Origin of the sequence: Shewanella japonica (genome assembly GCF_002075795.1) — a bacterium.
GTDB classification, from domain to species: domain Bacteria; phylum Pseudomonadota; class Gammaproteobacteria; order Enterobacterales; family Shewanellaceae; genus Shewanella; species Shewanella japonica.
Map to the genome: position 1 here is coordinate 3,235,171 of NZ_CP020472.1, position 25,634 is coordinate 3,260,804.

Sequence of the window (25,634 nt, forward strand, 5' to 3'; positions counted from 1 at the left end):
GCTAGTTAATAGCTTGGGCGTAAATTCGACTATAAATACTTCGTCTACATTTTTAACACTTTACTCAGCGGTAAATCGCGATAACGTTTACCAGAGGCTGCAAATATCGCATTGGTTAAACTCGGTGCCACTGGCGGCACGCCGGGTTCACCTACGCCTGCAGGTTTGGCATCTGACTCAACAATAATGGTTTCAATTTCTGGTGACTGACCGATGCGTAGCAGCGGATAGTTATGGAAATTAGATTGCTCGACTTTACCGTCTTTGTAACTAATTTCGCCCATCATTGCGAGGCTTAACCCAAATATAATCGCGCCTTCCGTTTGCGAGTGCACTCTATCTGGGTTCACCACTGTGCCTGCATCAATGGCGGCGATACTCTTCAGAACCTTTAGCTTATCGCCATCCATTTCAACTAATGTGGCGACAGCAACATAACTGACGAAGCTGCGATGCACGGCAAAACCCCAGCCTTGATTGGCTTTGATTTTAGGCTGTTTAGCCATAGCCTTTTCAACGGCATTAATCACACCTAAATAGCGGCCAATATCAATGGGAAAATCTTCTAGCGTCTCACCATAGTTACCGTATTTCACCACTTGGTTTTCAAGCTTTTCTTGTCGCGGTTTGCCCAATAGCTCACGCCACATGTTAATACAGGGTTTGCCTGCATTAACAGCAAGTTCATCGACAAAGCTGCCGACACCAAAACCATGCTGAATATTACACACTGAGCGCATCCAACCGATACGGGAATGCGCAGTAGCTTTGACTGATTCCAATTGAATTTGGCTTAAATTAAACGGCATATCCGAAAAACCAAGATCTAACTCCCCTGCTGATGGCATATCGACGCCTTCAGCAAAGGTTGAGCTAATTGATGGAAAACCTGTACGGGCAAGTAACGCCGTTGGAGCTTTATTGCCATCTAACTTTGCTTGGTAATGCTGCGCACTAATCGCATGATAATACCCGTTTTGAATTTCATCTTCACGGCTCCATAACAGCTTTACAGGTTTGGCGATTTTTTGTGATAACCACGCGGCCTCGGCGCTAAAGTCAGGTTTTGATTTACGGCCAAAACCACCACCTAGTAAAGTGACATTCACTTTAACTTGTTCATCTTTTAAGCCTAAAACGCCAGCGACATTCTTTTGAGTACTTTGCGGCGTTTGGGTCGATGCCCACAACTCACAGCCGTCTTTGGTGACAGATGCTGCAGCCGCTGGCGGCTCCATCATGGCATGGGTTAAATAAGGCACGGTATAAACCACTGACAAGCTATTATCATCGCTCCAATCGGTCACGGAGTCACCTAACTGTCGAATCACAGTCCCTGGCTCACCGACCCGTTTAACAAGCTCTGCTAAATCGGCATCCGAGTCATATTGGCTGTTTGCTGATTCTGTCCATGTGATGTTTAAGGCTTTTCGCCCTTGCAGCGCACTCCAGCTATTGGTTGCGATAACGGCAACGCCCCCTAATGGCTGAAATAACGGCGCACCTTTTGATATCGGGATTTGAATCACATCCAACACCCCTGCGACTTGACGGGCGGCGCTATCATCTAAAGTAGCCACATCACTACCTAATACTGGCGGGCGAGTAATTGAGGCGTGCACCATTCCTGCTACTTTGACATCAAAACCATATTCAGCTTGGCCGTTAAGCATATCGTCCATATCAACAATCGTGGGCGATTTTCCGATATGGGTAAATTTTGATGCAGGCTTTAATGTGACACTATCAAGTGCGGGTGTTGGCAAAGCGGACGCTGCAATCGCGAGCTCACCAAATGATAAGCTTTTACCATTGGTTTTGTGATGCACTTTACCCGCTTTTGCATACACATCTGATGGGGAGACTTGCCACTGGTTAGCGGCGGCTTGCTCTAACATGCTTCTTGCTGTTGCGCCCATTTGACGCATTTTTTGATAATGCTTACGAATACTGCGGCTGCCATCGGTGTTTTGACTGCCAAACTCTTCATCTGCGAGACCTTGTACGACAACAATTTGATCCCAATCGGCTTCTAATTCATCGGCTAAAACTTGTGGCACACCTGTTCTGATCCCCTGACCCATTTCTGAGCGGTGACAGGTTAAATACACCTTATTATCTTCGCCAATGGCGATAAAGATATTCAGCTGTGCTTGCTTACCTTGGGCTATTGCCTCTTGAGCGATAGCCATAGGGCTCCAAGCTAAACCTGATGCCCCTAGTGCTAAACCGCCTCCTACTGCACCAAACAGCTTTAGCACATTACGGCGACTAATATTCTGTACTGCGGTAAATGTGGTCATGGTTATGCCTCCACTTTACTATTGTCTGCAGCGGTATTGATCGCAGCTTTAATACGGGGATAAGTGCCGCAGCGACAAATATTGCCTGACATCGCATCATCGATTTGCGCTTCAGAAGGTTTGGCTGTGGTACTAAGTAATGCTGCAGCAGACATGAGTTGCCCAGCTTGGCAATAACCACATTGCGGCACATTGTGTTTCTCCCATGCCGCTTTTAACTTATCAGCTTCAAGTCCTTCAATGGTCGTTGCAGACTTACCTGCAGCCTGCTTAATGCTGGTTAAACAACCGCGAACAGGTTTACCATCAACATGCACAGTACAAGCCCCACATAGACCAGCACCGCAACCATATTTAGTACCAGTTAATCCTAAGATATCTCGTAGTGCCCACAATATCGGCATATTCGGATCTGCATCTAAGGTGAAGCTCTTTCCATTAATTTCAAGTGTTTGCATCTCTTGTGACATCACTTACTCCTTGTTAGCCAACCACCAATTAAGATCGGCTTTAGTATCAATATCAATGGCGGCTTGCTCTAACGGTAGTACTGCCAAGCTTTGATTTGATAAATGTTGTAGTAATAAATTTTTAGCACCAGCATCACCTGGTAATTGTTGAAGTTGTTGAAAATTTTCAGACAAAAATATCGCAGGTACTCCAGGGTTTTGTTGGTAATACGCTGCTGTGGTTTGACCAAAAAGGCAAAACACACGAAAAAGGCTCATATAGTGTTGTTGAGTGATAGCAACTTGATCTGCCAGCGATAGCAATAAAGCATCGGCATGTTGTGCTTGGGCATATTCCGCCGCCATCGCAACTGAGCTGCCAATACCTGTCTGCCAATCTGGGTTGACTAGGTACTCAGTGTTACTTGGTAATAAAGGAAGCAAAGTATCTTTATGACCACCGAGTATCACAACTGGTTTATCCATGCCCATCTGCTCAGTTGCTTGCGTCAGTTCATCTAAGCTGTGAGCTAGCAAACTTTGGTTTTTAGCCTGAACATCAGGATCGTTCACTTCTGGACCTGACACCAAAGCAGCAAGCTTAGCGCCATCAAATCGGCTGCTTTGTCCTGCCGCTAGCATCACTGTGGTAATTTTGGGAATAGAAGACAAAAAAGTCATCAGTCCATCACCCTATCAAGCCTACTGACATCATCTTGTTGCGCAAAATGATGATGAAGTACTCCATGACACTGAGATAAAATACTCAAAGCGACTGAGCTCGGTAGCTCGCCACCAATCGCTAATCCGGCTGGAGCTGAGATAAATCCACTAAAATCTTGTGGGCGTAAACCTGCCATGGCAAACACTTTGTCACGTCGATGACCAGGTCCAAGTAATGCAATATATCTGATTGCTATCGGCTGCAACGCCGTTAATGCGTCGCTATCTAGCTCAAGGTTATGGTTCATCACAACGGCAGCATCTAAGTGAGAAAAATCACTGTGCTGGCATTGTGTTAATGGGGTTTTATTAATTTTGGCGGTTGGAAAGTCATAACTTCTTGCATAGGCCGTGCGGCTATCAAATACGGTAACTTTCCAGTCTAACTGATTTGCCATGGCTGCTAATGGTTGCGCATCTAATCCACCACCAAAAATGCCAAGATGAAAAGGTGCTCTAACTGGCACTTGTAGAAGTTCACCTTGCTCGTTTGTTATTTGGGTTGTTTTAGTTAACGAAGAGGATTGTAACTGCACTGCAGGAATAAACTTCCCTCGAGTATTTGCGGCATGGGAACCGTCGTCATTCAGTGATAATTGATAATAGCCCTGTTGGCCGACAGTGAGTTGCTGATGTAGCTCATGCAAACCTAGGTATTGGTTATCAGCCAGTAAAGGAACCATCATAATGTGCACAATGCCACCACAGCCTAACTGATAGCTGGTGTCATTTTCATCGGTAGCATCATAGGTAAGTTGCAATACTTGTTGTGATTGAATCGCATGTTGGGCATGACGACGTAAATCAGCTTCTAAACATCCACCGCTGAGCATTCCTAATGTTTTACCCAAAGGATCGAATAACATCATTGCCCCAGGCTTACGGTAAGATGAACCTTCAACAGAGGTAATAATGGCTAATGCCCAATCTAATTGCGGCTTTTCAGCCCAAGTATCTAACAATGATAATAAGTGATGTGCCATAAATCCTTGCCTATCATTTTAATTCCTTTTCGCACTTATTGCGCTAACCCCAAAAGGGAGCAGGCAGCATAACGCTGCCAAAGCGAACTGACCTTTGCACCTCAAGTCATTGGATATAGACAAACGAAAATGAGCATACTGCAAAGCGAGTCTGTATAAGCTAACAAAGGATAGGCATAAAGCAAAGATTAGTAACGCCTAATAAAAATACCGTTAACGATTTAGTCGGCATATTACCAGCAAGACGGGGCTCTTGCTGGCTTATGAAGTAGAAGTAAAAGCGTAATAAAATGTAACAATAACTGAATCAATGACCCATTAATTATTGATAACGGCTTAACCAAGCAGCTGATCTGCTACAAACGGGTTATGCTGACGTTCTTCTTCAAATGTTGACATCGGCCCATGGCCCGGAATAAAGCTGACTTTATCGCCCAATAGCCAAAGCTTTTGAGTAATTGAATGAATTAATTGCTTATGGTCAGATTGCGGAAAATCAGTGCGACCAATAGAGCTTCTAAATAACACATCGCCAACCCAAGCTAAATGCGACTCAGCAGAGTGAAATACAATATGGCCAGGTGTATGGCCGGGACAATGCAATACCGATAAGGTTTGTTCGCCGATTGTCACCTTATCACCTTCATTGAGGTATTGTGTCGGCTCAAAGGGGTCGATATGCGGAAAACCAAAGTTTTGACTCTGTTTAGCTAGATTATCAAACCAAAACTTGTCGGCACTATGTGGGCCAACAATATCAATATTTAATTGATTAGATAACATTTTGGCGCCGCCAACATGGTCAATATGCCCATGTGTTAATAATATTTTCTCTAAAGTAAGCCCAAGTTTTTCGACTTCAGTGACGATGCGGTCAATGTCACCACCAGGATCAACGACTGCAGCGAGTTTGGTTTTTTCACACCAAATCACACTACAATTTTGCTGGAACGGGGTCACTGGAATGATTTGGTATTTCATGTCTTACATCCTCACTTTAGCAGGCGTTTGCTTTGTCGCTATTATGCGTTAAGTGGCGCAAAAAAGTTTGATCTATCTTTGCAATCAACAAAATAAATTGACGAATAATGATATTCAAAAGCCACTTGAATTAAATCACTCGGTTATTAACACGTGAAAAACGATTAAAAGGTTAAATAATCAACAAGTTAAAAACGCTGTAAATGATAACAAACATAAATCAGTAAAAGCGAAAGGTAAATTACTAATATACCCTCAGTTTTTGATTGTGATTGATAGTTAAGCTTTCTACAATACTACCTTTCTCTAGCCTTTATTCACAGGTACAGCATGCAAATGGATAGCATACTTTCAGGTATTGTTTCAAAGAAACATTTTTTCTCGGTTCCCTTAAATTATCAACAACCTGAAGGCGAGAAAATTACTGTATTCGCCCGTGAAATTGTTAGCACTGAAAACCAGCATAAAGACTTACCTTATTTGGTTTATTTTCAAGGTGGGCCGGGCTTTGGTGCTGTAAGACCTGTTGAAAACAGCGGCTGGATTAAACGTGCATTGCAAGAGTTTCGTGTTATTTTACTCGATCAGCGTGGCACTGGCTTATCAACCTTATTAAATCATGTCACCCTGAGCCATTTATCCCCTGAAGCACAAGTTGAATATGTCAGCCAGTTTCGCGCCGACAATATTATTCGGGATGCTGAAACGATTCGATTGCAGCTAACTAACAATACCCAATGGAGTATTTTAGGCCAAAGTTTTGGTGGTTTCTGTGTGCTGCAATATTTATCAGCGGCGCCAGATTCAATTAAAGAAGCCTATATTACTGGCGGCATTCCTTCATTAACGCGCCAAGCTGACGATGTCTACCAAGCCACTTATAAGCGAGTGATTAAAAAGAACAATGATTTTTATCGCCGCTTCAGTGACGCTGCCAAACTGACTGGCGAATTAGCTGAATTTATTGAAAACAACAACGTTATATTAGCCACGGGTGAGCAGTTAACGGTTGAGATGTTGCAGTTATTAGGCGTTAACCTTGGTATGGAACAAGGGCCTGAAGCAGTTTATTACTTGTTGGAACAAGCCTTAATCGACACCGCAAACGGTAAGCAAATTAACCCGTTATTCTTGCATCAATTTTGCCAATTGTTAGATTTTAACACCAATCCAATTTTTGCTTTAATGCATGAATCAATCTATTGCCAGCAGTTCCATCAACGTGGCGCAAATTGGTCAGCACATCGTGTGCGAGAACAATTTCAGCAATTTAACTATCAAAAAGGTCAACGATTACTCTTTACTGGTGAAATGATATATCCATGGATGTTTGAACAATTTAATCAGCTTAAGCCTCTTAAAGACTTAGCTAATGCTGTTGCAGCCAAATCTGATTGGACTAATTTATATGACGTCGATATTTTGATGCAAAATACGGTGCCGGTAGCTGCAGCTATTTATAGCGAAGATATGTACGTTGATATGAACTACAGCCTTGAAACAGCGGCATTAGTCGATAACTTACAGTATTGGGTGACTTCGGAATATGAGCATAATGGGATCCGCATCGATGGCGAGCACATTCTAGATAAATTGATTTCATTAAATCGCTCTAAGAGCCTGAGATAAATACTTTTAAGCTGAAAGCAGCGTCAGATCACACTATTGAGCGCTAAATTAATCTTCAGTTAAGTAAGTGCATCCATACTCAAACCTGTTCCGCCCTTTATGTTGTGAACTAGTGAATTTTATGAGTAGGTTCTTAATGAGCTTACTCATTTTTTTTTGCCTTCAATTTATTGAATTTAAAAATAAAGATTATAAAGCAATAGGTTGGATTAATTTTGCACTGTAAACACAAATAAAAAAGCCAAAGCAAACTCAGCTTGCTTTGGCTAATCAGAAAATCCCTTATCTAGCTGTCATCAGTTATCAAAATAAACTGAGTTGATTTTATTTAAGCAGTATCGGTCTTTAAGCAGTGGTCTCTAATTCGTTGTCACTCGGCTTATCACGCAATGAAAAGTATATTTTTGACACAATAAATTCAGCAATCAAAATACCAAAGACCAGAACAAAGAACGCAACCAAGCCATCAACAGGCCCCGTAAAGGTAATGGCATCACCAAATGCTAAGTTAATTGCTTCAAGCATGATTATTTTTGAAAAGAACAAAATCGCCCAAGTGCTTAAAGCGCGATAAACTTTTGGTGCAGTTCCTGGTATACTTTTAAAGTAATCAGCTAACTTATGTTCAAAAGCAATAGTGAGCTTAAGTAATAATTGCAGCAAAATAGCCACAAGTAATGAAATCGAAAATGATGACACGTTAATGTGTTGCCAAAACTCATCAAGTAGATTCAATACCGTTAAATCGACTAAAACGGCGAGAGTGTAACCCACGAAGTACCGTTGAGGACTATTAAAACCATGTAAGGGTCTTGCTAAAGTTGTTTGCTCTTCAGACATCATAAACCTCTAATATTTAATCAAATAACACCACTTACATCATCCTAACAAGTTGACAACAATCTTCAATCTAAAATTCCGTTTATATTGGGCTATTTTGGTTTCTTTTTACTGCAAACTCGAAGATGATTAGAATGCGCCAAAATAACTCTTCATGGCTTTTAGTCTTAAGGTTGCTGCGCCTAACATGTCAATCGGTCCAAGTAACGAAAAAGGTTTCTCAGTTGATATCCAAGCAGACCCTCGGGCGCCTATTGGAATTTCAATACCCTCTGGATCAGTAAACTCAATTAGCACTGTGCGGCCAATATTTTTAGCGTTACTCACTAACTGCTGTGCTACGCCTTGCTCTTGGCTACTATGACTGCCTCGTGCTTCACCTGTTGCCAATGACACAGAATGGACTCGTCCTCTAAAAATATGGCCTGGATACGCATCGACATAAAACTCTGTAAATTGACCTTGTTTGACTCTGCTCCATAGCTGATCTGGAATACGCATTTCTAAAATTTTTGTTTCAGTATTCCACAGTTGGATGTTACCAACCCTTGACCCTGCAGCGGTATCAAGGCGGGTGACTGCACCATCAAATGGAGCTCTAATTTCAAGTTGGCTTGCTTCGAATTCCACTTGTTGTTTTTGAGCAACTAAAGACTCTCGATCAAATTTCAAAGCATTCAGTCTTGACTGATACTGGTCAATATCGCGCTTAGCAACTACGTGTTCAACTTGCGTTAATCTAGCTAAATCTTGCTCAGTTTGGCTGATTTCAGTATTTAAACTGTTAATTTCAGCCTCTATTTTGCGCAAGTTATTCGTTTCTTCATTGTTGACCAATGTATAAAGCAACTGACCTTTTTTAACCTTCTGATTATGCTGCACATAATATTGGTCAATCGACTCTGTAATTGGGCTTAACACTGCCGTTTGCGCCCGAACAACTGATGAGTCAGTTAAGTCGACTGGTGAATAAAAGCGATGCGCAAAAAACACAGCAAGGTTAATAAGTACACCTACCACTACCATTGAAATGTAGTTAGCAGTGGTTTTTTTCACTAAACCGGTTTTTAATAATATCCAGCAAATTAAAATGTATGGGTAAAGTAATTCTTTCATTATGCTTGTCTCGCTTTTATTACTGCAGAAATTTTCTTCCAATCTGTCACCACGATAAGGATGGCCGCTATCCATAACTCGTTATAAAAAAAGCCGATCGTACATAGCCAGAACACTAACTTGGCTTGCCCTGTATGCGCCGCATATTTTTTAGGCAGTGAGTGCAATTTCCAATACCCCCAAATCGCTAAGCAAATTGTCACTATTAACATCATTGTTAATGCGCCAATAAAGACTTCAGTGTCTAAGAACTTGTCTTTAAGTGCTGATGTTGTTGTCCAGTAATCAGCTGGAATATCTTGATGATGGACAGTAAAGCCACTGGCCAAAAATACCGAACCAAGAGCCACTGTGATTAATGCCAATAAGATAAAAAACTTAGCTTTATGACGAGCAAAAAAGCCGTTAGCTGACTGAGTGTTAGGATGCGTTGTAGTAACTGTATCTGTCATAACCTGCCTTAACGTAATGTGAATGAATCATCGGGTATGGCAGAAATTATAGGGAGTGCTCGCGCGCTAAACTTACCATTATACGCCACGGTTTTTTACTTGATAAAATCGGTCGCAATACATTGGAGCAAAAAAAGCGCAATAGTAAGACTATTGCGCTTATCGATTGTAGCTATTGGCTATTCAGGGCTGAACTGGATTTAATTACTTTTAGTCTCACGAATATCCATAATAGGCATGACCCCCTCACCCATCATGGTGCTAGGCAACTTACCATCCCATGCTTGGGCTTCTGTTAACTTCACAATTAGTGGATTGTTTTTAAGAGCTTTCGCCTTTGCTTCAATGGCTTGTGCTTCTGCTTTACCTCTTAACAGAATTGATTGCGCCTCAGCTTCGGCTATTTTTAAAATACCTTTTGCTTTAGCATCTGCGGTATTCACCGCACGTAATGCTTCTAGACGCTGTCTTTCAAGCTTATGCTCTTCAGCTGCAGCTAAGTTCTTCTCAGTTTGTTTAATCTCAATCGAGTTAATGTATTTTTGCGGAAGAATAATATTCTCGATTTGAATGTTATCTACAACCACTGGGAAGTTTGCCATTTCTTCTGATAAACGACGCTCAATCCCTTGTATTGCACTGGCCCTATCTTGAATTAACTGCTCAGCTTCAAACTGTGGGATCGTATCTTTGGTCGCAGAACGAAAACGAGGATCTAAAATACGCTGTTCAAATTGACTTAAGCCGCCATAACTTTTAAACAAATCTAAAGCGGCTTCTTTATTGACAGTCCAGTTAACCGATACTTCGATGGTTACAGGCATTTGCTCTTTAGTGCTTGAAGCCATTTTTTCCGCATTTTTACGGGTTCTAACTTCAATGACTTCGACAGTTTCAATAAATGGGATTTTAAAATGTAATCCAGGGTTTTGTTGATCCATTGCTTCGCCAAAGCGTTTAACAACCCCTACATGCCCCTCGATAACGATGTAGTAAGAGTTAAAAACTGCAATGATTAGTAATAATAAAGGCAAGGCTTTAAATAACGAACCTGTGCTAAAAACATCCTTGATATTCATAAACTTCCTTTTGATTTAATGACGTAGTTAAATTAAAGGCGCTAGATTACCTAAAACAAACAAAATCGCAACATCAAATCAAAAAGAACCTTGTAAAGCATGTATTCGCAAGCACGTTACTCAGTGACAGTAAAGCTATTCGATCAACACTAAGCTAATCACTAGCCATACCTTTATATTGCTTGGCTTACCCCATAAAACCAATTAACTCGTTGCCTTCTTTGATGGCCTTTTCTTAGAGGCCGATTTTGCACCCGTTGTGGACTTGCGTTTATAACCCGTTTTAGCGCCGCTTCGGCGTTTTTTGTAACCAGGACCTGTCACACCCGCTAAGGCATTAGGTAACTGATTAGCAGCTTGAGTAACCAATTCATTGAGCTGGGTAATTAAAGGAGACATAAATGCATCGTAACGTAATTGCTTTTGGCTAATGGCATCTAAACTACTTTCCCATAATGCGGTCATATCAGGTGTGGTCGCACTTTCTGGTAGTGAATGAACGAGTCCGACTCCGACTTGGGTTGCCACAATTGACTTCCCTTGACGCTGCAAATAACCTCGTTTAAATAATAATTCAATAATGCCTGCACGAGTCGCTTCAGTGCCGAGTCCATCGGTATCTTTAAGGATTTTTTTTACTTCGCTATTGCTCACAAAACGATTAATCCCTGTCATGGCGCCAAGTAATGTCGCATCGGTAAAGTGCTTCGGTGGTTGGGTGGTTTTCTCAAGCAGCTGACCACGTTCGCAGTGTAATTGCTGACCATTTACGAGCGGAGGTAAGGTGCTGAGTTCCTCTTCATCTTTATGCCCACTTGGGCCATTTATATCACTCATGCTTGTTTTACTCGATTGGCTTGAAGCAAATAGTTGTTTCCACCCCATTGCAGTTTCTTGTTTCGCTTTAGTGGTAAAGAGTCCTCCAGCGATGGTCACTTCCACTTGGGTTTCATCATAAAGATAAGCTGGATAAAACTGGGCTAAATATTGCCTCGCAATGTGCGAGTACAATTTCGCTTCTTTGCTCGATAAAGAGGTTAAATTAGCCATTTTTTCAGTGGGAATGATGGCATGGTGAGCGTCGACTTTTTTATCATCCCAAGCTTTAGATTTAAGCTTAGCATTTGGCGAATCAATTTTTGCAGTTAACGTCGCGTCATTACTGACAATTGCTTTTATCACCTGCGGTGCAAGGCCATGTTGTTCAGCAGGTAAATAACGACTATCTGAGCGAGGATAAGTAATCAGTTTATGGCGCTCGTATAAGCTTTGACAAGTATCTAAGACGTCTTTTGCGCTCATTCCGAAACGTTTAGCTGCATCAATTTGCAGTGACGATAAGCTATAGGGCAAAGGTGGATTTTGGCGTTTACTTTTTGCTTCAAGCTTAGTTACTTGTGCAGGCTGATCAGTAATTCGACCAACAACATTTTCAGCTAAGCCCTTTGCTAACACGCGACCTTCTTCATCCATATATGGCTGGCACGCTTCACTTGGCTTCCATTTAGCGGAGAATGATTCATTTTTGTCAGTTAATAAATGCGCAAGTACTTCATAAAAAGGTTTAGGGACAAAATTGGCTATTTCCTCATCACGCCTCACAACTAAACCTAAAACCGGTGTTTGTACTCGGCCAACCGACAATACTCCTTGATAACCCACTTTTTGCCTTGAATGGTATAGGCTCGTGTCATATTCATGCCATATAGCCAATCAGCACGACTGCGAGCTAATGCTGATGTTGAAAGCGGAACGAACTCTTTATTGCTGCGCATTTGTCCTAGTGCTCTTTTGACAGCACTAGGGTTCAAGTCGCTAATCAGCAAACGTTGGGTTTGGGCAAGTTTATCGGCTTTTACACCCGCATGTGCTATCACTTCATCAACCAGCAATTGTCCTTCTCTATCTGGATCGCCCGCATTAACAAGACTTGAGGCTTGTTTTATCAATTTTTTAAGGGTGGACAACTGCGAACGCGTTTTAGATTTAGGCTTAAGCTTCCAACTGTCAGGCACAATTGGTAAATGTGCCAATTGCCAGGACTTGTAGGCTGGATCGTAAGCGTCTGGCTCAGCTTGCTCCAGCAAGTGCCCGACACACCAAGAAACATAGTTGCCATTAGCATCCATGATATAACCGTCGCCTTTTTTATGGGGCTTTGGCAATACATCGGCAATAGCGCGACCTAAGCTGGGTTTCTCGGCAATATACAGGATCATTCAATTCAAACCGTTTAAATCAGTTAAGCCTTTTAATGCAGGCTTTTTAATATCATGCTGATACTGTATATAATTACAGTGGGCAATTACAGTAATTATTTAAAGTTTTTTTACTTTATCCATAAAAAATTTAGTTTGGTAATCGTTGGCAATAAATGACGCCTGCACGACAAAATATTACCTTCAAGCATGTTAACGAACTAGAATTGGCGAGTTTTACTGCTTTTTTTTGTAGTTTATTTTCATAACCGAAAAATAAAGAATATAAAATCGCCCCAACTGCCATATAATTGACTTTTTATACCACCAAAAACAAACGTTTCATCTAAATTAAGATGATTAAAGCTGAAATAAAGTTGATCTGGATCATCATTGTTAATGAATTCTTGGGATAGGTTTAGTTATCGCAAATTTTGAGCTCAGGAGCCCGTTATGGAATTGAAACAATGTGAGAAGTGTTACACAGACGTCTGCGTTAACGGGAAATGGTTTCATCATGATCATTTGACCACAAGTGCTTACATGTTAAATGGTGGCTCACCAGAAATGGTTGAACTTGCAAAAATGCCAACCACTGAAACTGAGTTAATCGATATGCTGACCAGCACTTTCTAAGTAAAGTTTGCTGATTTTATACAGCTAAAAGTGGCAACAAAGCCCTATGAATTTTGATAAAAGAGCAGTGCTAACACTGCTTTTTTTTATGGCTGCTATTTAAGCCTATAACCAGAGTGTATTTTGGCTTTAGTGCTATTTTAAATGATAAATTAAGTGCTATGTCGTAAAGAACGATGTGCAGCCTATTTATCACCTAATCTGCATTGTCTGCTAGTTGCTTCGCTTTCATAGTACGTAGCACTAAAATAACGATAGCAGTAACTGCTGGACTCAATATTGTCAGTGCAGTTTTGGTTGACCATACCGTTATCAGAGCATCGAGATCGTTATGGGATGTGTAATAATCAACAGGGAAATAGAAAATCAACAACCACAATGGTATCGAGCTTAAGACAATATGAAGCATGTACTTGCTGTTAACTTCTCGTTGCTTAGCTTTTTTATTGCACAGATGAATAACACCAATGGTGATAACAGAGAAAACCACTGCCACACCCCATAAAAGAAAAGCAATCACCATTCCCATTCATTACCTCAACAAACGATTAATTAAACTTCATCACTTCATTAAACTGGCTTATTCGACTTGCTTATTTTGTTTACTTATTCAACTCAAGTAAGTCCCATTTATTGCCGTATAAATCCTGAAACACCACAACAGTGCCATATTCTTCTACCCTAGGTTCCTCATTGAATACCACTTCATTGGTCTGCATTAACTTATAGTCACGCCAAAAGTCGTTAGTTTGAAGAAACAAAAATACCCGACCTCCAGTTTGATTACCCACCGACTGCTTTTGAGTTTCATTGTTGGCTTGGGCTAATAACAATTTGGTGCCATTGCCATTTGGCGGTGACACTAACACCCAACGTTTTCCGCCACCCAAATCGGTATCTTCGACCAAGGTAAACTGTAGTTTTTGAGTATAAAAGGCAATAGCGTCATCATAATCGTCAACGACTAATGCAATCATTCCGATTTGCTGTTTAGTAACAGTAGACATGCAATAACCTTTTAATTGAATACGAAATTAGCACTAAGATTGTAAGGGTTTAATTAGAAAAAATCTGATTTATTTTATTGATATAAAACAAGTTAAATTTTTAAAGGTAGGATTAAATTCAGCGAGAAGTAAAAATAAGCCACTCATTAAGGTGTGGCTTATTTCGAATTCATTGGTCAGCAAATAGTAAAGTGCTTTAGTGACAATTTAGCCTCTTTTAGCCACTGACAAGGGAATGGAAAAATCTATCATGCCTAGGTAAATAATAATTATCATAATTAAAAGACATCACAACACGCTTTGTGCGTCCGATGATTTCATTGCGAGGCACAAACCCAATCACACGTGAATCAGCACTGTTATCCCGATTATCACCCAATACAAGATAATACCCGGTTGGCACAGTAACCTCGTTAAACTTTGAGCGTATTGAGCCCATTTTATTCACTCTTATTGAATGTGCCACGCCGAGTAAATCTTCAATCTTATCCTGCGTATCATCTTGATAACTTTTACCTTGAGAACGATTACTCCTATAACTAAGATCATGATAATTAATGTTTTGATGGTTAATCACTAGTTGATTGTTGTTTAACGCTACGGTGTCTCCAGGTACGCCAATGACACGCTTTACCAGTCTATTTCCAGCAGCTTCGGAGTCAAAAATAATGATATCTCCGCGAGCTGGATCGCCTGTTTTATATAAAGAAACATGAGTAAAAGGAATGCGAACATCGTACGCCATTTTGTTTGCAAGAATTCTGTCACCGATTAATATACTTGGCTTCATTGAGCTTGTAGGCACGGTATACCAATCAGCAACTGCGCTTCTGAATACACTCATTAACGCAATAAAAATCAGCAGTGATTTATACTCTTTTAGCAACTTTGTGAGTTTGTTTATCATCATAATCCCTTATGTTTAGCTATGAACCTAGTGCTAACGCTAAGCTTGCGGCTTTACGCTTACCGTTTAATGTAATGCACTTTCTGTAATGCACTTTATGTAATGAACTTTACGTAATAATTTGAGCACTTGGTTAAAGCAATTATAAGGCCACTATTATTTACCAATAAAATCAGCAATTTAATGTTTTTAGGGTTAACTAAAATGAGTAATATCACCACCTTTTAGTCTTTTAACCTAAACAAGTGATACGTCGTCATATGAATATGAGTTAAACAAACCACTCGTTCAAAATTTTCGCATTAAAAAAGGAAGCCGAAGCTTCCTGTTATTGTGGCACCATCAATGACGAGTCGTTAACTTAATTTCTCTGTAAAAAAGCTAATGGTACGATCCCATGATAGTTTAGCGTTGGCTTCATCATAGCGACCTGTCGAATCGTTATGAAAACCATGCTTGGCGCCTTTATACATATGCATTTGATAAGGCACTTTATAACGCTTTAAATCAGCTTCGTAGTCAGGCCATGATTTATTAACCCGTTCATCTTCTTCACCAAGTTGTACCATTAATGACGCTTTAATATTTTCTCGAAGCTCTTTCTTAGCGGGTGTCCCGTAAAAAGGCACCCCAGCGGTAAGCAAGTCAGATTCGACTGCTGCAAGATAATTGACGATATAGCCGCCGAAACAAAAACCTACCGCGCCTAGTTTTCCATTACTGTTTTCATGGGATTTTAAGAACTTGGCTGCGGCAATAAAGTCCTGCTGAATTTTATCGCGATCCATTGATCGTTGCATCGCACGGCCTTCGTCATCATTACCAGGATAGCCACCAAGTGGATACAGCGCATCTGGTGCGAATGCAATAAAACCTGCCTTAGCAAGGCGGCGAGCGACATCTTTAACATAAGGATTTAAGCCACGATTTTCGTGAATCACTAATACAACAGGTAATGGACCCGTTTTATTCGCAGGCACCACAAAATAACCTTGACCTTTACCGTGGCCCTGTGGCGAGTCAAATGTCTCATAAGTCGCTTTAATATCTGCATCATTAAATGATACTTGCTCAGCAAGAGCATAATTAGGTAAAAGTGCAGATGTCAGAACACTCATGGAGTATCCCACAGCGACTAAAGTACCCAGCTTCTTCATGAAGGTTCGACGGTCCATACCACCGTGGGCATATTCATCATACCAATCAAACGCTTCTTGCGGGATATCATCTCTTTTGGGTTGAGACATTGTTTTTCCTCCATCAAAATAATGATACACAGATCACGATTTATCTAACCTAGTGGAGCGAAGGAAAAAAGTAAATAGCGATTCCTATTTCAGTTAGTTGACGTCTTTTTCAATACCATAAATATCTTCATCAATTGTTTCTATACGAGCCTCAAAAATAGCCCTTGCATCGTGCAAACCTTGGTTGTAAAAATGCGCGCCAATATTTTTGCCTAAAAAATCTAACAAGAACTCTGCTTCAAATTGACCTAAGTCTTGGTCTAGCTCATCTTCAAAATAACGTTGAAGCTTGTTAACCATCATTTCTCTTTGTTCTGCTGTCAGTTCAATTTTAGACATTAAGCCCTTCTCCTAAACCACAATCTTGTGGGGGTAACGATGTAAAAACAGGTTGTATTTAATCTTATATCATAAATGTTTGATTGGGTTTCAGATACAAAAAAGCCAGCTTTCGCTGGCTTTTCAAATGCAATGACGTCACGTCAAATTAAGGATGACAAACGTTGTGCATCTCTAAGTTAGTACCAATGTCTTTGCTATTTGCTTTAGCATCGTCATTACGCAACTGTGTTAGGTGATCTAAGTAAGCTTGGTCAACATCGTTAGTGATGTATTGACCATCAAATACTGAGGTTTCAAAACGTTTAATTTCTGGATTTTCCATGCCAACTGCATCAACTAAGTCAGTTAAGTCTTGGAAGATAATACCGTCAGCGCCAATGATTTTAGCAATTTCATCAGCATCACGGCCATGAGCAATAAGCTCATTAGTGGTTGGCATATCAATGCCATAAACGTTAGGGAAACGGATTTCAGGAGCAGCAGAAGCAAAGTAAACTTTCTTTGCGCCAGCTTCACGAGCCATTTCAATAATTTGCTCAGAAGTGGTACCACGAACAATTGAGTCATCCACTAACAATACGTTTTTGCCTTTAAACTCAGTGTTAATAGCATTGAGTTTACGACGAACAGACTTCTTACGCTCTTGCTGACCTGGCATGATGAACGTACGGCCAATGTAACGGTTTTTCACGAAACCTTGGCGGTAAGGAAGGTCCATACAACGTGCTATTTCTAACGCGATATCACATGAGGTTTCAGGAATTGGAATAACAACATCAATGTCGTGATCTTCCCATTCTTTTTGAATTTTAGCGCCCAACTTTGCGCCCATATTTACACGGCTGCCGTAAACAGAGATTTTATCCATTGACGAGTCAGGACGTGCAAAATAAACAAATTCAAAAATACATGGTGCATAGCTTGGTTCAACTGCACATTGACGAGTAAATAGCTGACCATCTAATGAGATGTAAATCGCTTCACCTGGCGCAACATCACGCATCACTTCAAAGCCTACGGCATCTAATGCAACGCTTTCAGAAGCGACCATATACTCAGTACCCGTTGGGGTTTCATGCTTACCAAGCACTAACGGGCGGATACCGAACGGGTCACGAAATGCAACTAGGCCCTGACCAATAATCATCGCTGCAACAGCGTAAGCACCACGGGTTTGGGCGTGTACTTTAGCCACAGCATCAAACACTTCATCAGCGCTTAACGTTAAGCTTCTTGTTTCTTGTAGTTCGTCAGCTAACAGGTTTAACAACACTTCAGAATCTGATGTGGTGTTAACGTGGCGACGTTTTTTCACTAGGCCTTCAGCCAACTCAACTGTATTGGTTAAGTTACCATTGTGAGCCAATGAAATACCAAACGGTGAGTTAACATAAAACGGCTGTGCTTCTGAAGCACTTGAGCTACCTGCGGTTGGGTAACGCACGTGTCCAATACCGGCTTTACCTTGTAGGCGTTGCATATGTTTTACTTCGAAAACGTCTTTAACTAGTCCATTTGCCTTACGTAAACGAAACGCGTTCTTGTCAACAGTCACAATACCTGCTGCGTCTTGACCACGGTGCTGAAGCACGGTCAATGCATCATAAATGGTTTGATTAACCGATGACTGACCAACTATTCCGACGATACCACACATGGGTAAGCTTCCTCATTGTAAGATGTTTTATATTTATATTTTGGGTACAAAGCTGGAGGTATTTTCCAGATAGTCAAAAAACCACTGAATAACCACACCAAATTGGGGTACAAGTTCTGATTCTTTCCACCAATCCTGATTTGGCGAACCGGTAAAAGCATCAAGAAAAAATAATATCGCGCTGACGATTAATGCCCCGCGTAATGCACCAAAACACAAGCCTAAGACTCGGTCGGTGCCTGATAAACCGGTTTTAGAAACCAGTTGACCAAGTAAATAGTTAACTAACGCGCCAATGATTAGTGTGGCGATAAATAAGATGGCAATGGCTACGCCATTTCGCATAGTTTCGTCGCTCATTTGAGTCAAATGAACGGCTAAATCTTGATAAAATTGGCTAGCAATAAAGAAGGCAGCAAACCATACCACTAAAGACATGGCTTCTTTGGCAAATCCGCGAACCAAACTGATGACAGTTGATATGCCGATGACGATGAGAATAGCGTAATCAATCCAAACCATTGAGATGGGGATCCGGTATAGATGTTAAGACGGCGCGATTCTAACAGAGACAGAAAACTTTCTCACCCACTGCTAGATAAATTGACTTTGCGCTGTACCAAACAATAGTGAATAGTTAGTTTTCTAGGGGATTGTATTTAACAATTTTACCTTGAAGACCCGTTATTTTTTTAATTTTCTGTTGCTGAGTTTTTAGCTTGTCGGCCGATAAATCTGGGCCAACAAACACCTTTGTGAGCGAGCCATCAATTGGTTTTGCAGGTAAGGTATAAGCGGTAAACCCATTTTGACGCAGTTGTTTTACTAACCCTTCAACATTTTTGGCATTATTAAAACCACCGAGTTGTAGCGTATAACCCGCTTTAATTGGGGGCGCTTTTTTCTCTACAGGCTCAGATTTAGCCACTTGCTGCGTTTGAGTATTCGTTGGTTTTTTAGCAGGTTCAGTTTGATCTTGCTCCACAGTCTCTTCTTCTGAAGAGCTAACCAAGTCTTGAGTCTGCGCGATTTCTTCGACTTCAAAAGTCTCAGGTTTATACCCTTCACCGATATCATCTTTAGCTTGTTCAGTGATAACAGGGCGAAGTGGGATCTCGGTAAATTGTTCGACTTCTCGTTGTTTTTTCCCATCGAGCAAATCAGGTAAAAAAATCACCCCGAGCGCCACAATTACGACAGTTCCAACTAAACGATTTTGAAATTGAGCAGACAATGTGTATTCCCTTTTATAATAATTCGCTAAAGCCAGCCACAGTGTAAAATGAGCCAAAAACAATTACCACATCATCAGTGGTAATATTTGCATTAAGACTTTGCCATGCTTGATTTATCGAAGAAAAATGTGATGATTTTTGCGGTGGTTCATGTTGTGCAAGCATACCAGCTAATGCAGTGGCCTCTAACCCTCGTTCCACTGGTAAATCGGTAAAGTACCATTCATCAATAACGCCTTTCAGTTCAGACAAGACTGCGGCTGCATCTTTGTCTTTTAACATGCCACATAAAGCAATAATACGTGCAGGTTTATATTGCTGTAACTGGGAAGCCAAATATTTTGCTGCATGTGGGTTATGGGCCACATCGACTAACACTTTGGGGCTGTCTTGTACTTGCTCTAAACGCCCGGCTAATGATGCTCTAGCAATACCCGTCATAATATCTTTAGGGCTAATGCTTGGCCAAGTTTGCTCTATTACTGCAACAGCTGTGGCGGCATTGGCAAGCGGCAGTTTTGGTAAAAGCAACTTATGAAAGACACAATTAGCACCAATGTACTGCCAAGTGTCACCATTAAGGTGGTAATTAAAGTCATGGTTAACACGATAAACATTCGCATTAATTTCTGCTGCGTAATCTAACACAGTGTGAGGCAGGTCAGGCTCGCCGATAATAGCTAGGCATTCAGGACGAAACACGCCTGCTTTTTCAAGCCCGACTAGCTCGCGGGTATCACCTAAGTATTCTTGATGGTCAATATCAATCGAGGTGATCACACTGACATCAGCATCAATAATATTGGTGGCATCTAAGCGCCCACCTAGCCCAACTTCCAATAGCACGACATCAGGCTTTTCAATATTAAATAAGTACAGGCCAGCTAAGGTTGCATATTCAAAGAAGCTCAAAGAAATAGTGGCACTATCTGGCAAAGTTCTCGCTGTTTCGATTGCATTAAATGCTGCTATTAATGCGCTGTCAGAAACATCTTGCTGATTAATCCGCACTCGCTCATTAAATTTTAACAAATGCGGTGAGCTATAAACGCCAACGGTAAAGCCAGCTTGCATTAATACTGACTCAATCATGGCGCAGGTTGTCCCTTTACCATTTGTGCCAGCGACAGTAATCACTTTTGATTGAGGGGATAGTACATTTAATCGCTTAGCGACCTCTGTTACACGCGTTAACCCCATTTCAATTTCAGTTGGATGAATAGATAAAAGATAATCCAACCACTGAGACAAGCTTGCCGAATCTGTCGGTGCTGAACAAGGTTGATTGTCACTAACTGAACTCATGTTATTCCTTAACTCAATGTCATTGATTAGCGGATGGATTAATCAATCCAACATAAATAATGGCCCCATAGGTGGCTTAGGTAACTCATAATGCTCAGGGTAAGTTACATCCACTAAATATAGACCATTAGGCTTAGATGTTGGTGCGGCAAACTTGCGATCTTTTAGCGCCAAAAGCTCATTGACCCACTCGACTTTTTGATTAGATTGTCCAATCTCGATGAGTGTACCAACAATATTTCGCACCATATGATGTAAAAAAGCATTCGCTTTAATATCCACAATAATGAATGCGCCTTGGCGAGTGACATTCACAAATTCTATCGTTCTTACTGGACTATGAGCTTGGCACTGTAACGCGCGAAAACTAGTAAAGTCATGTTCGCCAACAAAAAGTTGCGCCGCTTGATGCATTAATTGATGGTCAAGTGCGTAATGATAGTGACTTAATCCGTGACGTAATATACCAGGCCTAAATTCACTATTATCAATAAGATAACGATATCGACGCGCCGTGGCAGAAAAGCGAGCATGAAATGTATCATCGACTTCTTTTGCCCATCGAATGGCAATATCATCTGGTAATTTGGCATTGACCCCTAAGGCCCACGCCGACATTTGACGTGTAGATTGGGTATCAAAATGGACCACTTGTCCAGTACCGTGCACACCTGAGTCTGTTCGACCTGCACAAATAATTTCAATGGATTCATTGGCTATTGATGATAAAGCGGCTTCGATTTTTTCTTGCACAGACACAACTTCTTTTTGTCTTTGCCAACCGAAATATTGACTACCATCGTATTCGACACCTAACGCCACACGCATTGAAATTACCCTCAGATTTAAAGAGCGCGCATTTTAGCACAAAAAAAACGGCGCATGCATTTAGCGCCGTTTGTTCGTGATGAAATAGGAAATTAATCGAATGAATGATGATTAATTAATTTCCAGCTTAACTCATCTCGTCAAGTAGTTTGCCAGCTTCGGTTTGCTGGCGTTCATTACCGTCAATTTGAACTTCTTTTAAGATTGCTTTTGCTGCATCTTCATCTTCAATTTCAATGTAGGCTCTGGCTAAGTCTAACTTGGCGTTCACTGAGTTTTCTTCATCGTCAACATCAATCATTTCAGCATTACCAATGAGTGAGTTCACTTCGCCCATTTCAACAGCAACATCTTTATATTGATCGCTGATTTCGACATCTTCATCAGCATCATTTAACAATTTATCGATGTCGATAAAGCCATTTTCTTGCTCGAAGGTATTTAGCGCAGTATCTGAAACCATGTCAGATGGCTCATCAGAATCTAACCTAGCATCCTGTTTATTACTTTCTTCTGCATCAAGAGCTGCTAGCGCTTCATCAACCGTTAAATTGTCATCGGTTAATTGGAAGGTCTCGTCATCGATATCATCAACTTGCGCTTCCGATGCTGGATGATTTGACGCTTGTTGGAATAAATCAGCTTCCCAATCAAGACTCGCTGCATCCGCTTTTTTTGATTTTAAATCGTCGAAAAAGCCTGACTCTTTCGACAATGCCTCTGTATCAGGTTGTTGTTCGATGATGGTATCTGGCTCATCGGCAGATAATCCCGCTAACATGGCATCAAAATCTTGTTCTGAGATGCTGTCCTGCTCATTTATTTCTTCATCAGATACAAATAATGGAACGTCATCTTGTTCATTAAGTTCAAGCTCATCAAGATCGGTCTCAAGTGTGTCGGCCACCTTTGGAGCAGTAACTTCACTATTGCTACTATCTAACTCACTCTTGTCTGAATCACTCTTATCAATATCAAAGTCTTCAACATTGAAATCAGCCAATAATGCGTCCAATTCATCAATATCAGAGTCTTGCTCATCATGACTTTGCTGCACTTGTTGATCGGCTTGCTCAGCTGCTAATAACTCAGCAACTAAAGGATCCTCTTGCTGCTCACCGGTCGGTATATCATCTTGAATATTCAGTGTTGATTCATCACCCGGTGCAAATTTCAACTCATCTGAAGATTCGGTATTATTTACCGAAACTGGCTCTATTGCTTCAACATCGGCTAGCAACTCATCTAAATCTGATTCAGACACCGCGGTGCTTTCTTCTAACGTTTCAGCAAACTGATTTTGAGCTTCATTTGCAGAGTCCGTTTCTAAATCAGAAATAAGCGAGTCAATATCATCATTATCAGTGTCAATGGCTAACTCAGATTCAATTTGCTCAAGCTCTGCTGTCAAAACTTGTTCAACATCCAATCCGTCATTGTTTAATGGAGCAAACTCTTTCTCTGTATCAACATCAGCAAGGAGGTCATCAATATCGGACGATTCATCCAAACTGACAGCAACATCCTCTTCGAGCTCTGCGGCAATCTCTGCAGTGAAATCTTGTTCTTGTTCTGCAGGTACATCTATGGAAGCAAGTAAGCTGTCGATATCATCTTCTGCACCACTTTGAGTATCTATTTCAGCTGACTCTTCTGCGGCAGGCTCATCAAAGCCTGCCAGTAAGCTGTCGATGTCATCTTGCGCATCGCTTTGACTATCTATTTGAGCAGGCTCTTCTGCGACAGACTCATTAACCGCTGGTTCATCAATTGCTGGTTCATCAAAGCCTGCTAGTAAATTGTCGATGTCATCTTGCGCATCACTTTTACTATCTATTTGAGCAGGCTCTTCTGCGACAGACTCATTAACCGCTGGTTCATCAATTGCTGGTTCATCAAAGCCTGCTAGTAAATTGTCGATGTCATCTTGCGCATCGCTTTGACTATCTGTTTGAGCTGGTTCTTCTGCGACAGACTCATTAAGCGCTGGTTCATCATTTGCTGGTTCATCAAAGCCTGCTAGTAAGCTGTCAATGTCATCTTGTGCATCACTTTGACTATCTGTTTGAGCAGGCTCTTCTCCAGCAGACTCATTAACCGCAGGCTCTTCTGCAACGGACTCATTAACCGCTGGTTCATCAAAGCCTGCTAGTAAGCTGTCAATGTCGTCTTGTGCATCACTTTGACTATCTATTTGTACTGGCTCTTCTGCGGTGGACTCATTAACCGCGGGCTCTTCAAAGCCTGCGAGTAAGCTATCAATATCATCTTCTGCAGCACTTTCATCTGAGTCACTGTCGGCAGGAACACTGTCAACAGGTAATGGTTCTTCCAATGAAGTCTCAATGACATCATCATTGGTATCGAGCCCTTCAAGAAGGCTATCTAAGTCATCCTCATCCGCTTCAAGCGGCTGCATGTCCTCTTCTTGCTCTTCCATCGCCTCAGCCCAAAGATCATCTAAAGAAGTGCCTTCATCAGATTCTTCCGCTGGTTCTTCTTCGGTGATATACATATCAGCATCAGATTCACCATCGAGAGTGAGCTCTCCTGTATCTTGGTTATCTAGATCTAATAAGTCTTCAATGTTTTCTGGCGATTTCTCATCTTCATCTAAGTGAACCGCTAAATTATCAATATCATCGACTTCTGATACGGTCTCTTCACCAGCTTGATCAATCACAGGCTCTGTTTGAGCTGCAGACTCAGGTTCTGTTTTATTTTTACGACGCATGAGCCAGAAGATAGCGAGGAAAATAATAATCAGTGGTAATGCTGCAACAATTGCTAGCAAAATCATATTATCTGACAATGAGCGCCAAAAATCTGTTGGCTCTTCAATAACCTGAGGCTGATTATTTTTTTCAACTAATGCCTGATGTTCTGTATCTAATGCTTGATACTTCTCGGTAAGTAATTGCAAATCCTCTTGCATTGCAGATAACTGCAAAGTGAGCTCTTGGATTTTTGCTTTCAATGCATTGTTATCTGCATCTTTGACTAATAATGTATCCTCAGCGCGAGCCAGTTCATCAGTCAGTGACAATGCTTTGGTTTGCGCGTCTTCTAATTTCGCTGTTAGCTCGTCAATTTCAGGCTGCGCTAATAAAGCCGCTTGCTGAGCCAATTCTTCAGCAGTCGGTTGCTTGGCAACAATTTGTAATGGTTTTTTGCCCGTCGCAGGCACTGATGTTTCAACAGCAGTAGTATTGTTCGTTGCAGGTTTAGCCGGATTAGCGTTGGGTAATCTCTTGTCATTATTTTCGGCGCGTAACTTAGCATCTGCAGCACTGATCTGTGCCATCACATCAGCCGATGGCACGAGTAGGGTCATGCCACGTTCAAGTGAGTTGTAATTATTACTACTGAACGCATGAGGGTTAGCATCAAATAATGCCGCCATCACTTGATAAACAGAGACGTTCTGGTTTGGCCTAACTTTTTGGGCAATACTCCAAAACGTATCCGAAGAAGTCGTTGGCCCATATTGACGGGTTGGAGCGTTGACAACTTCTCCATTGGGGCCGGTAATTTTGAGCGTTTCTGCGTGGGCAGGCTCGATAATTTGAGATGCAGAAACAGCGGCCAATGCACAGGCCATCATGCCAACAAAATAAGAGGTTCGAAAAATCACCAATCTTTCCCTTTGAGCGCGATCGGGTTGTCTTCATGACAACTGGCTTTAGGTAATTGTTTTTATTAATTACGACTATAAAC

At 41.2% G+C, this 25,634-nt stretch carries 22 protein-coding genes and 1 pseudogene; 2 read left to right on the forward strand and 21 right to left on the reverse strand.

Features of this window, described 5'->3' with window-relative positions:
• Positions 1–44 precede the first annotated feature (44 nt).
• The 5 genes from SJ2017_RS13870 to SJ2017_RS13890 form a co-directional block, all read right to left on the reverse strand.
• A complete protein-coding gene (locus tag SJ2017_RS13870) occupies positions 45–2,303 on the reverse strand; it encodes a xanthine dehydrogenase family protein molybdopterin-binding subunit (protein WP_080916136.1) in 2,259 nt (752 codons plus the stop codon).
• Positions 2,304–2,305: 2 nt separating this feature from the next.
• The gene (locus SJ2017_RS13875) at positions 2,306–2,773 is read right to left on the reverse strand and encodes a (2Fe-2S)-binding protein (protein WP_080916137.1); all 468 of its coding nucleotides are present in this window, start codon (positions 2,771–2,773) and stop codon (positions 2,306–2,308) included.
• A 3-nt stretch (positions 2,774–2,776) separates the two neighbouring features.
• A complete protein-coding gene (locus tag SJ2017_RS13880) occupies positions 2,777–3,433 on the reverse strand; it encodes a nucleotidyltransferase family protein (RefSeq protein WP_080916138.1) in 657 nt (218 codons plus the stop codon).
• Entirely contained in the window at positions 3,433–4,458 is a 1,026-nt protein-coding gene (locus tag SJ2017_RS13885; protein ID WP_080916139.1) for an XdhC family protein, read from the reverse strand. Before SJ2017_RS13885 ends, SJ2017_RS13880 begins: the two co-directional genes overlap by 1 nt.
• A gap of 336 nt (positions 4,459–4,794) precedes the next feature.
• A complete protein-coding gene (locus SJ2017_RS13890; RefSeq protein ID WP_055026099.1) occupies positions 4,795–5,439 on the reverse strand; it encodes an MBL fold metallo-hydrolase in 645 nt (214 codons plus the stop codon).
• A 330-nt stretch (positions 5,440–5,769) separates the two neighbouring features.
• Here SJ2017_RS13890 and SJ2017_RS13895 point away from each other — a divergent pair, with 330 nt between their 5' ends.
• On the forward strand, positions 5,770–7,068 hold the full coding sequence (locus SJ2017_RS13895) for an alpha/beta fold hydrolase (protein WP_080916140.1): 1,299 nt from the start codon (positions 5,770–5,772) through the stop codon (positions 7,066–7,068).
• 345 nt (positions 7,069–7,413) lie between these two features.
• Here SJ2017_RS13895 and SJ2017_RS13900 read toward each other — a convergent pair whose 3' ends face one another.
• The 5 genes and pseudogenes from SJ2017_RS13900 to SJ2017_RS13920 form a co-directional block, all read right to left on the reverse strand.
• The gene (locus SJ2017_RS13900; protein WP_080916141.1) at positions 7,414–7,908 is read right to left on the reverse strand and encodes a hypothetical protein; all 495 of its coding nucleotides are present in this window, start codon (positions 7,906–7,908) and stop codon (positions 7,414–7,416) included.
• Between the two features lie 129 nt (positions 7,909–8,037).
• Complete coding sequence (locus SJ2017_RS13905; protein ID WP_167692926.1) at positions 8,038–9,024, reverse strand: HlyD family secretion protein; 987 nt, start codon at positions 9,022–9,024, stop codon at positions 8,038–8,040.
• Positions 9,024–9,476 carry a hypothetical protein gene (locus tag SJ2017_RS13910; RefSeq protein ID WP_055026103.1) on the reverse strand — a complete coding sequence of 151 codons (453 nt, stop codon included), beginning with the start codon at positions 9,474–9,476 and terminating at the stop codon, positions 9,024–9,026. Before SJ2017_RS13910 ends, SJ2017_RS13905 begins: the two co-directional genes overlap by 1 nt.
• 200 nt (positions 9,477–9,676) lie before the next feature.
• A complete protein-coding gene (locus SJ2017_RS13915) occupies positions 9,677–10,555 on the reverse strand; it encodes a prohibitin family protein (RefSeq protein WP_055026104.1) in 879 nt (292 codons plus the stop codon).
• Positions 10,556–10,759: 204 nt separating this feature from the next.
• Positions 10,760–12,774 (reverse strand): annotated as a pseudogene (locus SJ2017_RS13920) (DNA topoisomerase III).
• A 432-nt stretch (positions 12,775–13,206) separates the two neighbouring features.
• Between SJ2017_RS13920 and SJ2017_RS13925 the strand changes: the two are divergent.
• Positions 13,207–13,389, forward strand: coding sequence for a hypothetical protein (locus SJ2017_RS13925; protein WP_055026106.1), 183 nt, complete (start codon positions 13,207–13,209; stop codon positions 13,387–13,389).
• A gap of 196 nt (positions 13,390–13,585) precedes the next feature.
• On the opposite strand, the gene SJ2017_RS13930 is transcribed toward SJ2017_RS13925, so the two are convergent.
• The 11 genes from SJ2017_RS13930 to SJ2017_RS13980 all read right to left on the reverse strand — a co-directional run bounded on the left by SJ2017_RS13930 (position 13,586) and on the right by SJ2017_RS13980 (position 25,551).
• Positions 13,586–13,918 (reverse strand): hypothetical protein, encoded by a 333-nt coding sequence (locus tag SJ2017_RS13930; protein ID WP_156003287.1) that lies wholly within the window; start codon positions 13,916–13,918, stop codon positions 13,586–13,588.
• 73 nt (positions 13,919–13,991) lie between these two features.
• Positions 13,992–14,396, reverse strand: a complete 405-nt coding sequence (locus tag SJ2017_RS13935; protein ID WP_080916144.1) for a VOC family protein — start codon at positions 14,394–14,396, stop codon at positions 13,992–13,994.
• A 217-nt stretch (positions 14,397–14,613) separates the two neighbouring features.
• On the reverse strand, positions 14,614–15,303 hold the full coding sequence (gene lepB / locus SJ2017_RS13940) for a signal peptidase I (RefSeq protein ID WP_080916145.1): 690 nt from the start codon (positions 15,301–15,303) through the stop codon (positions 14,614–14,616).
• A gap of 356 nt (positions 15,304–15,659) precedes the next feature.
• On the reverse strand, positions 15,660–16,550 hold the full coding sequence (locus SJ2017_RS13945) for a dienelactone hydrolase family protein (RefSeq protein ID WP_080916146.1): 891 nt from the start codon (positions 16,548–16,550) through the stop codon (positions 15,660–15,662).
• A 93-nt stretch (positions 16,551–16,643) separates the two neighbouring features.
• Entirely contained in the window at positions 16,644–16,889 is a 246-nt protein-coding gene (locus SJ2017_RS13950) for a DUF2164 domain-containing protein (protein ID WP_080916147.1), read from the reverse strand.
• Positions 16,890–17,037: 148 nt separating this feature from the next.
• Complete coding sequence (purF, locus tag SJ2017_RS13955; protein ID WP_055026113.1) at positions 17,038–18,549, reverse strand: amidophosphoribosyltransferase; 1,512 nt, start codon at positions 18,547–18,549, stop codon at positions 17,038–17,040.
• A gap of 33 nt (positions 18,550–18,582) precedes the next feature.
• On the reverse strand, positions 18,583–19,071 hold the full coding sequence (locus SJ2017_RS13960; RefSeq protein WP_055026114.1) for a CvpA family protein: 489 nt from the start codon (positions 19,069–19,071) through the stop codon (positions 18,583–18,585).
• A 115-nt stretch (positions 19,072–19,186) separates the two neighbouring features.
• Positions 19,187–19,783: an SPOR domain-containing protein gene (locus SJ2017_RS13965; RefSeq protein WP_080916148.1), complete on the reverse strand. Its 597-nt coding sequence runs from the start codon at positions 19,781–19,783 to the stop codon at positions 19,187–19,189.
• 13 nt (positions 19,784–19,796) lie between these two features.
• Complete coding sequence (gene folC / locus SJ2017_RS13970; RefSeq protein ID WP_080916149.1) at positions 19,797–21,089, reverse strand: bifunctional tetrahydrofolate synthase/dihydrofolate synthase; 1,293 nt, start codon at positions 21,087–21,089, stop codon at positions 19,797–19,799.
• A gap of 42 nt (positions 21,090–21,131) precedes the next feature.
• Positions 21,132–21,917, reverse strand: coding sequence for a tRNA pseudouridine(38-40) synthase TruA (truA, locus tag SJ2017_RS13975; RefSeq protein WP_080916150.1), 786 nt, complete (start codon positions 21,915–21,917; stop codon positions 21,132–21,134).
• Between the two features lie 127 nt (positions 21,918–22,044).
• Complete coding sequence (locus SJ2017_RS13980) at positions 22,045–25,551, reverse strand: FimV/HubP family polar landmark protein (RefSeq protein WP_080916151.1); 3,507 nt, start codon at positions 25,549–25,551, stop codon at positions 22,045–22,047.
• Between the last annotated feature and the right edge of the window lie 83 nt (positions 25,552–25,634).

What these genes read in the sequence shown, in the direction of transcription:
- truA (WP_080916150.1), bottom strand. Translation starts at nt 21,917, where the DNA reads ATGCGTGTGGCGTTAGGTGTCGAATACGATGGTAGTCAATATTTCGGT.
- SJ2017_RS13900 (WP_080916141.1), bottom strand. Translation starts at nt 7,908, where the DNA reads ATGTCTGAAGAGCAAACAACTTTAGCAAGACCCTTACATGGTTTTAAT.
- SJ2017_RS13935 (WP_080916144.1), bottom strand. Translation starts at nt 14,396, where the DNA reads ATGTCTACTGTTACTAAACAGCAAATCGGAATGATTGCATTAGTCGTT.
- SJ2017_RS13885 (WP_080916139.1), bottom strand. Translation starts at nt 4,458, where the DNA reads ATGGCACATCACTTATTATCATTGTTAGATACTTGGGCTGAAAAGCCG.
- SJ2017_RS13960 (WP_055026114.1), bottom strand. Translation starts at nt 19,071, where the DNA reads ATGGTTTGGATTGATTACGCTATTCTCATCGTCATCGGCATATCAACT.
- lepB (WP_080916145.1), bottom strand. Translation starts at nt 15,303, where the DNA reads ATGATAAACAAACTCACAAAGTTGCTAAAAGAGTATAAATCACTGCTG.
- SJ2017_RS13945 (WP_080916146.1), bottom strand. Translation starts at nt 16,550, where the DNA reads ATGTCTCAACCCAAAAGAGATGATATCCCGCAAGAAGCGTTTGATTGG.
- SJ2017_RS13925 (WP_055026106.1), top strand. Translation starts at nt 13,207, where the DNA reads ATGGAATTGAAACAATGTGAGAAGTGTTACACAGACGTCTGCGTTAAC.
- SJ2017_RS13870 (WP_080916136.1), bottom strand. Translation starts at nt 2,303, where the DNA reads ATGACCACATTTACCGCAGTACAGAATATTAGTCGCCGTAATGTGCTA.
- purF (WP_055026113.1), bottom strand. Translation starts at nt 18,549, where the DNA reads ATGTGTGGTATCGTCGGAATAGTTGGTCAGTCATCGGTTAATCAAACC.
- SJ2017_RS13890 (WP_055026099.1), bottom strand. Translation starts at nt 5,439, where the DNA reads ATGAAATACCAAATCATTCCAGTGACCCCGTTCCAGCAAAATTGTAGT.
- SJ2017_RS13905 (WP_167692926.1), bottom strand. Translation starts at nt 9,024, where the DNA reads ATGAAAGAATTACTTTACCCATACATTTTAATTTGCTGGATATTATTA.
- SJ2017_RS13950 (WP_080916147.1), bottom strand. Translation starts at nt 16,889, where the DNA reads ATGTCTAAAATTGAACTGACAGCAGAACAAAGAGAAATGATGGTTAAC.
- folC (WP_080916149.1), bottom strand. Translation starts at nt 21,089, where the DNA reads ATGAGTTCAGTTAGTGACAATCAACCTTGTTCAGCACCGACAGATTCG.
- SJ2017_RS13910 (WP_055026103.1), bottom strand. Translation starts at nt 9,476, where the DNA reads ATGACAGATACAGTTACTACAACGCATCCTAACACTCAGTCAGCTAAC.
- SJ2017_RS13875 (WP_080916137.1), bottom strand. Translation starts at nt 2,773, where the DNA reads ATGTCACAAGAGATGCAAACACTTGAAATTAATGGAAAGAGCTTCACC.
- SJ2017_RS13930 (WP_156003287.1), bottom strand. Translation starts at nt 13,918, where the DNA reads ATGGGAATGGTGATTGCTTTTCTTTTATGGGGTGTGGCAGTGGTTTTC.
- SJ2017_RS13895 (WP_080916140.1), top strand. Translation starts at nt 5,770, where the DNA reads ATGCAAATGGATAGCATACTTTCAGGTATTGTTTCAAAGAAACATTTT.
- SJ2017_RS13915 (WP_055026104.1), bottom strand. Translation starts at nt 10,555, where the DNA reads ATGAATATCAAGGATGTTTTTAGCACAGGTTCGTTATTTAAAGCCTTG.
- SJ2017_RS13880 (WP_080916138.1), bottom strand. Translation starts at nt 3,433, where the DNA reads ATGACTTTTTTGTCTTCTATTCCCAAAATTACCACAGTGATGCTAGCG.